General features: G+C 47.9%; 11 protein-coding genes and 1 tRNA gene. 10 read left to right on the forward strand and 2 right to left on the reverse strand.

The window, feature by feature from the left end; translation table 11 throughout:
- The first annotated feature begins 38 nt into the window (after positions 1-38).
- The 3 genes from QUB64_RS16690 (at position 39) to QUB64_RS16700 (ending at position 1,345) form a co-directional block, all read left to right on the forward strand.
- Positions 39-593, forward strand: a complete 555-nt coding sequence (locus QUB64_RS16690; RefSeq protein ID WP_333269707.1) for an antibiotic biosynthesis monooxygenase — start codon at positions 39-41, stop codon at positions 591-593.
- 39 nt (positions 594-632) lie between these two features.
- A complete protein-coding gene (locus tag QUB64_RS16695) occupies positions 633-1,067 on the forward strand; it encodes a putative quinol monooxygenase (protein WP_333269709.1) in 435 nt (144 codons plus the stop codon).
- A gap of 155 nt (positions 1,068-1,222) precedes the next feature.
- The gene (locus tag QUB64_RS16700) at positions 1,223-1,345 is read left to right on the forward strand and encodes a hypothetical protein (protein WP_333269711.1); all 123 of its coding nucleotides are present in this window, start codon (positions 1,223-1,225) and stop codon (positions 1,343-1,345) included.
- Positions 1,346-1,396: 51 nt separating this feature from the next.
- On the opposite strand, the gene QUB64_RS16705 is transcribed toward QUB64_RS16700, so the two are convergent.
- Entirely contained in the window at positions 1,397-2,638 is a 1,242-nt protein-coding gene (locus QUB64_RS16705) for a histidine kinase (protein WP_333269713.1), read from the reverse strand.
- 88 nt (positions 2,639-2,726) lie between these two features.
- Between QUB64_RS16705 and QUB64_RS16710 the strand changes: the two genes are divergently transcribed.
- The 4 genes from QUB64_RS16710 to QUB64_RS16725 all read left to right on the forward strand — a co-directional run bounded on the left by QUB64_RS16710 (position 2,727) and on the right by QUB64_RS16725 (position 7,518).
- Complete coding sequence (locus QUB64_RS16710; protein WP_333269716.1) at positions 2,727-4,415, forward strand: DUF2079 domain-containing protein; 1,689 nt, start codon at positions 2,727-2,729, stop codon at positions 4,413-4,415.
- Between the two features lie 234 nt (positions 4,416-4,649).
- Positions 4,650-5,837 (forward strand): glycosyltransferase family 4 protein, encoded by a 1,188-nt coding sequence (locus QUB64_RS16715; RefSeq protein WP_333269718.1) that lies wholly within the window; start codon positions 4,650-4,652, stop codon positions 5,835-5,837.
- Positions 5,838-6,095: 258 nt separating this feature from the next.
- Positions 6,096-7,340: an MFS transporter gene (locus tag QUB64_RS16720; RefSeq protein WP_333269722.1), complete on the forward strand. Its 1,245-nt coding sequence runs from the start codon at positions 6,096-6,098 to the stop codon at positions 7,338-7,340.
- Between the two features lie 19 nt (positions 7,341-7,359).
- Complete coding sequence (locus QUB64_RS16725) at positions 7,360-7,518, forward strand: hypothetical protein (protein ID WP_333343416.1); 159 nt, start codon at positions 7,360-7,362, stop codon at positions 7,516-7,518.
- A gap of 48 nt (positions 7,519-7,566) precedes the next feature.
- Here the strand turns inward: QUB64_RS16725 and QUB64_RS16730 are convergent.
- Positions 7,567-7,640, reverse strand: a tRNA-Arg gene (locus tag QUB64_RS16730).
- Between the two features lie 120 nt (positions 7,641-7,760).
- Here QUB64_RS16730 and moaC point away from each other — a divergent pair.
- The 3 genes from moaC to QUB64_RS16745 all read left to right on the forward strand — a co-directional run bounded on the left by moaC (position 7,761) and on the right by QUB64_RS16745 (position 8,994).
- Positions 7,761-8,282: a cyclic pyranopterin monophosphate synthase MoaC gene (gene moaC, locus QUB64_RS16735; RefSeq protein WP_333269728.1), complete on the forward strand. Its 522-nt coding sequence runs from the start codon at positions 7,761-7,763 to the stop codon at positions 8,280-8,282.
- Positions 8,283-8,370: 88 nt separating this feature from the next.
- Positions 8,371-8,628 (forward strand): 2TM domain-containing protein, encoded by a 258-nt coding sequence (locus QUB64_RS16740; protein WP_333269730.1) that lies wholly within the window; start codon positions 8,371-8,373, stop codon positions 8,626-8,628.
- 63 nt (positions 8,629-8,691) lie between these two features.
- Positions 8,692-8,994 carry a DUF3181 family protein gene (locus QUB64_RS16745; RefSeq protein WP_333269733.1) on the forward strand — a complete coding sequence of 101 codons (303 nt, stop codon included), beginning with the start codon at positions 8,692-8,694 and terminating at the stop codon, positions 8,992-8,994.
- The last annotated feature ends 183 nt before the right edge of the window (positions 8,995-9,177 follow it).

Consider the following 9,177-nt stretch of genomic DNA (forward strand, 5'->3'; position numbering starts at 1 on the left):
GCTTTCATCAGAATATTGAGGATGTTTAAGAGATAATTATGCAGGTTCCCGCTGGAGTTGTGTCAATTATTCGGTATGTTAAGCCAGGATATGAAGCTGTATTTGAAGGAACCGTTCGAGGTGTTATTCTTGCTGCTAGTACCTTTCCGGGCTATGCAGGAGGTGAAGTTCTATATCCCACGACGCAGCGTGGTGAATGGCAACTCATTCTGCGCTTTGAAACTCTTGGTCATTTGAAAGAATGGGAAGAATCTCCCATCTGCCAGGGTTGGATTGCTCGTGCAGATGCACTGACTGTTGGCGATCCAAAAGTTTTACGGGTCAATAGCTTAGAAGCTTGGTTCGCTCTACCTGAAGTGCCGAATGCCCAGCCACCCCCAAAATGGAAAACTTCAATTGTCAGTGCGATCGGTATCTACCCAGTCATTTCTCTGATGCCGATTCTGTTGAAACCAATCACGAATGGACTACCAGCTTGGCTAGCGACACTCGTGAGTATTGCTATCATGATGCCGTTGATGACTTGGATCGTCATGCCTCAAGTAACGCGAATATTTAAGCGATGGCTGTATCCTTCTGCGCCAAGACACTAAGACCAAAAATCACCTAATTCAAATTAAAGGAGTGGATTCATGAATAACCTGCAAGTAGAAAACGGATTTCCGGTTAATCCTATTCGAGTCGGTGATGGAATTGTTCTGATCAACATATTTACACTCGACCCGGACAAAGCCGAGCAGTTTGTTTCTACACAAGTTGCCGAGTACAAGCGATTAAACGGTCAATTTCCCGGCAGCTATACAGCCAATCTGCACATTAGCCTCGATCGCACCAGAGCTGCAAACTACGCTCATTTTGTATCCGTTGAAAATTATATTGCCATGCGAAACAGCCCTGAGTTTGCTGACCACCTAAAGCGTCTTCAGGGACTGGTTATTAAAGCAGAACCTCAACTCTACCAAGTAATTTACACGCAACATCTGGATCTGCCAATATCTCAAGAACCTTTGCCTACTTTACCCAACCCAGAGCTTGCGCCAAACCTTATGCCACTTTCACTGACTTAATTTCATAGTGGCAGCATAACAACACCCATGCACACCGACCGTCGAGAGTCGATCGGTTATGCTGATATCTTGCACCAATGTCATTAAGCCTCTAACAGCTAGGTTTTTGGCGATCGCATCAACGGAAAATCAAGGGTTCGGGTCGGTTCTTGAGAATGGTGCAACATCTCAGTTATGATGCAAATACTATCTGCGGCGGGCGATCGGCAACGTTACATTTTTTCCTGACAGGTGAAACTCGATCGCCCGCAACATTCTCCGATCGCCCTTTAAGTTAATCAAGTCGGTCTAATCAATAGTTATGCTCTTCGAGAGTTTAGATCGATTTTTCACCGCCCGACGGGCAGAGTAAAGTGAAAACAACTGCCTCGATCGGGTACAGAGTCTACCCAAATTTGACCGTAGTGGGCGCGGATGATGCCTTGACACAGAGATAGTCCAATGCCGTAACCGTCGGTAGATTTATCTCGCTGCAAGCGATAGCTGTCTTCAAAAATACGAGCGCAATTTTCTTCGGGAATTCCAGGGCCGCTGTTGCAGATGCTGACTTGAACTTTGTAAGCGGTGCGGTGGAGAATGGAAAGATTAACAGTTCCTTGCTCTGGCGTGTACTTGCTGGCGTTGTCCAACAGGTTGACTATGACTTGTTTGATGCGATCGGGATCGGCATAAACCAAGGGCAAATCTGCGGGAATGTCCGTTTCTAAATTCAGACTTTTAGCCTGAAACTTGTCTTGAAATTGCAGGATCACATCTTGACAAATCGCCCTCAGTTCGATTTTTTTTGGTTCAATGTGGAGTTGAGCGTTTGTACCTCGGGCTGCTTGCAGGATATCTGTAATCATCCGATCGACAATTCTAATTTGGCGGCGGGCTTGTTTCATCAAATGAGCCGCCAGAGTCGGTGTCAAACGGGACTTTTGCCCCTCCTTCACCTTTTGATTTGACTCCAAAGTCTCCAAAGCCAAAGATGCGGCTGTCAAGGGATTGCGTAAGTCGTGAGCCAGCATCGCAATAATCCTGTCTTTCAACTGCAACTGCTCTTGCAGGTGTTCTTTTTCCTGTTTGAGGCGAAAAACTTCATCGGCAAGTTGCACCAGTTCAGTGGCGCAAGCAACAGAATAGATCGGTTTTGGGTCTGCCAAAGCTGCTGCCGTTAGAACCGCGGGCGACTGTTGCTGAGCTGCGTATTCTTCTACAGAACGCTGCCAGCGGGGCCACGAGTGTTCGAGTTGGGCGATCAAATTGCTGCCGGCGAGAGTTTGTCTGGGCTCGGGATGAATTTTGAGCAGGGAGGGAGTGGCTACAAGTTTAAAGTGTTCGGCTAAATCTGGCTGTTCTCCTACGTCGATGACTTGAAGATCAAAGTCGCACTCTGCCTTCAAATCCTGTAGGGACTTGCGGATGTGTCTGTTCTGTTCCCTGGAAGAGGGACGCTTGTCTATGAACAGCAAAAGCTGTAACAGCGGTGCGGAATTTGCCGGCTGTTCGGGAGAACAGTCGGTGTCGCTAGTGCCGGATGTTGGATGGACGCTGTTGAGCTTTTCGATCGGGTGAAAATAATTGACCATTGTCGAGCCGAGTTATTTCACTTCTACTTTAATTTAATACTTACTTTAGATTTATGCTATTGTCCGATGATTTCATTACGGCGGGCCCATGACATTTTTGAGATGGAAGAAAAATGAGTCGCTACAGGTGGTGGTGAAAGTGGCGATCGCCTTTTTTGTGCTGTGCCTATTGCTGACACTGCACCGCTACTACAGCTTTTACGCTACATACGACCAAGGCATTTTCAATCAACTTTTTTGGAACGGCACTCGGGGTCACTTGTTTGAGAGTTCCCTGTCTTCGGCTTTGTCCACTAACGTGGTTCACCAAAATCAGCTCCCATCTGTATCTTACTATCGGTTGGGGCAGCATTTCACCCCGGCGCTGATGCTGTGGCTGCCAATTTACTCGCTGTTCCCCTCGCCTGTCACTTTGACGGTGTTGCAGGTGACTTTAATTACGGCGGCTGGTTTAGTTCTGTACGCTCTCGCCAGACACTATCTAGAACCGCGACTGTCGGCGACAATTGTCGTGAGCTATTACGCAGCTAACGCCGTTATCGGCCCCACTTTGGGCAATTTTCACGATGTTTGTCAAATTCCGCTTTATGTCTTCGGCTTGCTGCTGGCGATGGAGAAGCGCTGGTGGCCGATGTTTGGGATGCTCGCCACTGTAATTTTGGCCGTGCGAGAAGATTCGGGAATTGTTTTGTTTGGGGTGGGGGCTTACATGATTTTGAGCCGGCGCTACCCTCGGACTGGTTTGGCTGTCTGCATTCTCAGTTTTGGTTACACGATCGTCCTGACTAATTTGATTATGCCTTTGTTTTCTGCCGATATCTCCCAGCGGTTTATGATGGAACGCTTCGGTCAATATGCCGATGGAGATGAAGCTTCGACGCTGGAAATTCTTTGGGGAATGGTTAGCAATCCCGGGCGGTTGGTAACTGAGCTATTTACGCCACTTTTTGGTAAGATTAGATACCTACTGGGTCAGTGGTTGCCGTTAGCCTTGGTTCCTGCCGTAGCGCCCGCATCTTGGACGATCGCAGGCTTCCCCTTGCTGAAGCTATTTTTAGCTAAAGGAGAGTCGGTGTTGGCGATTAATATTCGCTATGCGATGACTGTGGTTCCGGGGCTGTTTTACGGGGCAATCCTGTGGTGGGCTGCCCGTCAACAGGAAGAAGATAGAATTAGGAGGGGAGAACAAACTATTTTGCGTTTTCCTTCTGCGATATTTCCTTTCCCTTCGTCTTCACGGTTTCGCCGCTTTTGGGGCTTTTGCATCTGCTTGTCGCTATTTTTTACCTTCACGTCTAACCCAAATCGGACTTTTTCGTTTATTTTGCCTGATGCGATCGCTCCTTGGGTGCAGGTTCCTCTCGTCAGACAGTGGCAGCACGTGTCTCAAGTGCGCCCGCTGTTGGCTCAAATTCCTCCTAGTGCTAGCGTGGCTGCAACGAATACTATTGTGCCGATTTTGTCAAGCCGCCGGGAAATTCTCCGGTTTCCAATGTTTGAACTGCGGAATGATGCGGGGCAAGCGGTGAAGATGGAATATGTAGTTGCCGATATGTGGCAGTTGCAGCAGTATCAGGCAGCGTTTAGGCGGGAACGGGGACAGTTGCAGGAAATCGTGCCGGCGATCGATCGAATGTCCAAGTCTGGAGAGTACGGGATTGTTGGCTTTGAAGACGGCGCGATTTTGATGCGGAAAGGTGCTGTGTCAAACTCTGCATCGGCGGCGGCTTGGACCCGTTTTCGCCACGAGTTGGAACCGATTTTGAAGCAAGGGTAATCGGGTACGCGCGATCGCCCGAAATTGTGGGTGCAGCCCAAATATTCCAGAAACCGGGCCAGAGAGCAATTGCTACAAATACCCGGTTTCTGCATAATTTTCCGTCCTTGTTGCTGCCAAAAATCAGCCCTCGGGCATAGATTTGCGATCGCTCAACATTTAAGGGTGTGCATTATACAATAAAGTAGTCAACAATAAACATTAAGATATATAAATTCTTAGGAGGGGAGAAAGATGAAAATTTTGGTATTGGCCTGGGAGTTTCCTCCCAGAATAGTCGGCGGTATCGCCCGCCACGTATCGGAACTGTATCCAGAATTGGTGAAGCTAGGCCACTCGATTCACTTAATTACAGTAGAGTTCGGCCACGCGCCGATGTACGAAGTGGTTGAAGGAATAGAGGTGCATCGCGTAGTAGTCGGGCACGCCAAGGACTTTTTTCACTGGGTGGCGAACCTCAACCAAAGCATGGGGCACCAAGGTGGCAAACTGATGCTAGAAGAAGGCCCCTTTGATTTGATCCACGCTCACGATTGGTTAGTGGGAGATGCGGCGATCGCCCTCAAGCATACCTTTAAAGTACCGCTAATTGCCACCATCCACGCCACCGAATACGGGCGCTTCAACGGCCTCCACAATGACGGGCAGCGCTACATTAACGCCAAGGAAAACGACCTCGCTTATAACGCTTGGCGCGTCATTGTTTGCAGCGACTATATGCGGCGGGAAGCCGAACTTGTACTATCGACTCCGTGGAACAAAATAGAGGTAATCTATAACGGAATTAGACCGGAAAAAAAGCCGCGCAGGGACGAATTTGATGCGATGGATTTCCGCCGCCTATTTGCAGCAGATGACGAAAAAATAGTCTATTATGTAGGCAGAATTAGCTACGAAAAAGGCATTGCTGTATTTCTCAATGCGGCACCTCAAGTCATTAGGGAAATGGGGGGAAAAGCGAAAATTGTAATTGTTGGCGGCGGCAATACAGACCATCTCAAACATTTGGCTTGGAATTTAGGAATTTGGAATAAGTGTTATTTTACTGGCTTCATGTTTGAGGAACATCTCGACAAATTCCAGACGGTGGCTGACTGCGCGGTTTTCCCCAGTCTTTACGAACCTTTTGGGATTGTGGCCTTAGAAAGCTTTGCTGCAAGAGTACCTGTGGTGGTGTCGAATGCGGGCGGCTTACCGGAGGTAGTGCAGCATACGAAAACTGGCGTTGTTACTGAGGCAAATAATCGCGATTCTTTGGCCTGGGGGATTTTGGAGGTGTTGAAAAATCCGGCTTACGGGCGGTGGTTGGTTGACAATGCTTATGAGGATTTGGAACGTCGATTTAGTTGGCCGAAGTTGGCGATGGAAACTGAATGGGTTTATCAGCGGGTGGTGGAGGAAAGGGCCGAGGTTGATTGGTGAGACTGACAGGAAAGCAGTTGACAGTTGACAGTTGACAGTTGACAGTTGACTCCGAAAGCAGTTGACTCCGAAAGCAGTTGACTCCGAAAGCAGTTGATAGTTGATAGTTAATAGCTTGTCCTGAGTTTGTCGAAGGGTTGACATTTTACAGAAACAAATGTGGCAATTCTCAACTTCGTGAATTGGTAATTGGTAATGGGAATTGGGGAATTGGGAATTGGTAATTGATAATCATAAAATTTAAAGGGAATTTGCATCTTGAAGATTTTTAGGGACATCGAACCCCAACCTAAACGCAGCTTGCTGATTTTATTTACCGCAGGCCTGTTATTCTGGTGTAGTTTGGCTTCGCTGCTGCCAACTTTGCCACTGTACGTTCAATCTGTGGGCGGTACAAAGCAACAAATTGGCTTTGTGATGGGTGCATTTGCGATCGGGCTTTTGCTATCGAGGCCGCAGTTGGGTAAAATAGCCGACAGCCGGGGGCGAAAACAAGTTTTGCTGCTAGGGGTGTCAGTGGCCGTACTTGCCCCTATCGGCTACCTGTGCGCTCAATCCATCCCCTTACTGTTAGTTCTGCGCGCTTTTCACGGCATTAGCATCGCCGCTTTTACTACAGCTTACAGTGCTTTGGTCACAGATTTGTCGCCGCCAGGAAAGCGGGGCGAATTAATCGGTTACATGAGTTTGGTAAGTCCTATCGGTTTGGCATTTGGCCCGGCGATTGGCGGATTTGTACAAGCTGGAGTTGGTTATCCTGCTTTGTTTGCGATGTCGGCGGCTTTTGCCACAATGGCTTTATTTTTTACGTGGAAAATTGCGGACCCAAATTTTGCCGAGTTAACAAAGTCTGACTCGCTATCTGAGGACAAAAATAGTCAAAAATACTGGCAAATGCTGTGGAGTCCCAGGGTGCGGATTCCGGCTTTGGTGTTATTGCTGGTTGGTTTAGTATTCGGAACTTTGAGCACTTTTATGCCTTTGTTTATCCAAGAAACTAAGGTTGATTTGAATCCGGGATTGTTTTATTCTACGGCGGCGATCGCCAGTTTCGGTTTGCGGTTGGTTACGGGACGGGCTTCGGATAAATACGGCCGCGGCTTGTTTATTTCGGGTGGCTTAATCTGTTACGCCGTGTCTATGTTATTGTTGTATTTTGCTAACAACAGCGGTGCTTTTTTGATCGCGGCTTTGTTTGAAGGTACGGCAGGCGGTACTGTTTTGCCGATGATGGTAACGCTGATGTCGGATAGGTGCGAACCTCAAGAAAGGGGCAGATTGTTTTCGCTTTGTATTGGGGGGTTTGATTTGGGAATTGCGATTGCTGGCCCGACTTTAGGTTTTGTTGCGGAACAAGTCGGCTACAGAAATATGTTTGGTTTGGCTGCTGGACTCGCTGGTTTGGCTTTGCTGATTTTTGTTACTTTGTCTAGCAAGGGTTTGTCTCATTCGATGAAATTTGCGATCGGGCGCGGCAAAGATGTTTATGCTTTGAATGAGTAAGAGTCTGGGGACGGGCAAGATGCCCATCCCACCAGAAAAACAGATTTTGGAGACGGGCAAGATGCCCATTCCACCAGAAAAATCGATTTTGGGGACGGGCAAGATGCCCATCCCACCAGAAAAACAGATTTTGGGGACGGGCAAGATGCCCATCCCACCAGAAGATTGGCAATTTTAAACAACAACACATCCTACAAAATATTGTAGGATGCGTTGTTTTTGATAATGGGCTTGGAGGGATTCGAACCCCCGACCTCATGGTTCGTAGCCATGCACTCTATCCAACTAAGCTACAAGCCCCTGTTGTTTTTCCTGTTACCTTAAGAGTTTAAATTTTAGATTTAATCATTTTAGATTTAATCTAAGATTGAACAATCTCTGTCCCGCACAGAATCTAATACTAACACCATTCTCAAAATAATGCAAGAGCTTTCCGAAACTTTTTCTAAATTGCCCGATCGCGCGCAGCTAACTCACCTCGACAACAGCGGGGAAGCCCAAATGGTGGACGTTTCGGCGAAAGTGGCAACTGTGCGGCAAGCTGTGGCCCAGGCGCGGGTGCGGATGCTGCCGGAGACGTTTGCAGCGATTGAAGCGGGGAATGCACCGAAAGGGGATGTGTTGGGCACTGCAAGGCTGGCTGGAATTATGGCGGCCAAGCAGACGGCTAATCTGATTCCTCTGTGTCATCCTCTGCCCATTAGCAGCGTGGAAGTGCAGGTGATACCGGATGCTGGGTTGCCGGGGTATCAAATTCGGGCGACGGTGAAAATTAAGGGGGAAACTGGGGTGGAAATGGAGGCGCTGACGGCGGTTTCGGTGGCGGCGCTGACTCTGTACGATATGGCGAAAGCCCTGGAAAAGTCGATCGCCATTGAATCGATTCGCCTAGTCAGCAAAAGCGGCGGTAAGTCAGGAGATTATGAAAATTTAGAGGCGTAAATTTCCTGTCTTGAGAGGGAGGCAGAATTCAAAAAGTGGCACTTATGATTAAAATAGGCAGAGAACTACTAACATCAAGTGAAAAACTATGCCTCCTCGTTGGCCCCGCAAACCCGATCGCAAAGACCCAGAGTACCGTCAATTAGATGACCGCATGAATTTTGCGATCCACGTCGGTCTTTTTTCTGCTACCAATTCTGGTTTGTGGTTTGTTCAAAATTTGCAAAAGGCTGATTGGCCTTGGGCAGTTACAGTAACGGGTGTATGGGCTCTAGTAGTTTTGGCCCACGCGATTTTCATTTTTGCGATCGCCGATTATTCGCCCCTCACCAAAGATTCTGGCTGAAGGGAGTTGTCGGCGATTTGTTAACTCTTTTGATTGATAACAAATAACTTTCTGTTTTTTTATATGGCTAATACTACGCTGGCGATCGAATCCTTAGCCGCTGAAATCGGCGAAAATGTCTACATTGACATTGCCAAGTGGCATTTGTATCTCCGTGATGCCCACCTGCATACCGTTGTTGCCCAACAACTTTACCCGATGCTGGTAGATGGCAATGTAGATGATGACAAAGTTGGACAAGTTTTGCAAGGTATTTCAGTTAAATTGGGCGGCGGTAAACGGGAAGTGCCGCTGGCAGATTTGATTCCGATGCAGTGTCAAGTTCAGTTGATGGATGTGCTTGAGGAATTTCAGCGGAAGATGTGATATCGTGCGATCGATCGTGCGTAATTGTTGTCGGGTCGGGTTCGCCAAGATCTGTAATAAAAATGAGATATCTCGTAAACCCGCCCCAGCCGAGATATCATGTGCGATCGACCGATCTACCGCGATTTTGTAGGGGCGGGTTCGCCGAAATTTCCGTCATCTTTTCGCAGGATTCATAAACCC

The organism is Microcoleus sp. Aus8_D2 (assembly GCF_036702665.1).
GTDB lineage: Bacteria > Cyanobacteriota > Cyanobacteriia > Cyanobacteriales > Microcoleaceae > Microcoleus.

Bases quoted from the DNA above. Each gene is read 5' to 3' on its own strand.
- QUB64_RS16695 (WP_333269709.1), top strand. From the start codon at position 633: ATGAATAACCTGCAAGTAGAAAACGGATTTCCGGTTAATCCTATTCGA.
- QUB64_RS16700 (WP_333269711.1), top strand. From the start codon at position 1,223: ATGGTGCAACATCTCAGTTATGATGCAAATACTATCTGCGGCGGGCGA.
- QUB64_RS16690 (WP_333269707.1), top strand. From the start codon at position 39: ATGCAGGTTCCCGCTGGAGTTGTGTCAATTATTCGGTATGTTAAGCCA.
- QUB64_RS16725 (WP_333343416.1), top strand. From the start codon at position 7,360: ATGCCCATCCCACCAGAAAAACAGATTTTGGAGACGGGCAAGATGCCC.
- QUB64_RS16740 (WP_333269730.1), top strand. From the start codon at position 8,371: ATGCCTCCTCGTTGGCCCCGCAAACCCGATCGCAAAGACCCAGAGTAC.
- QUB64_RS16710 (WP_333269716.1), top strand. From the start codon at position 2,727: ATGACATTTTTGAGATGGAAGAAAAATGAGTCGCTACAGGTGGTGGTG.
- QUB64_RS16705 (WP_333269713.1), bottom strand. From the start codon at position 2,638: ATGGTCAATTATTTTCACCCGATCGAAAAGCTCAACAGCGTCCATCCA.
- QUB64_RS16715 (WP_333269718.1), top strand. From the start codon at position 4,650: ATGAAAATTTTGGTATTGGCCTGGGAGTTTCCTCCCAGAATAGTCGGC.
- moaC (WP_333269728.1), top strand. From the start codon at position 7,761: ATGCAAGAGCTTTCCGAAACTTTTTCTAAATTGCCCGATCGCGCGCAG.
- QUB64_RS16745 (WP_333269733.1), top strand. From the start codon at position 8,692: ATGGCTAATACTACGCTGGCGATCGAATCCTTAGCCGCTGAAATCGGC.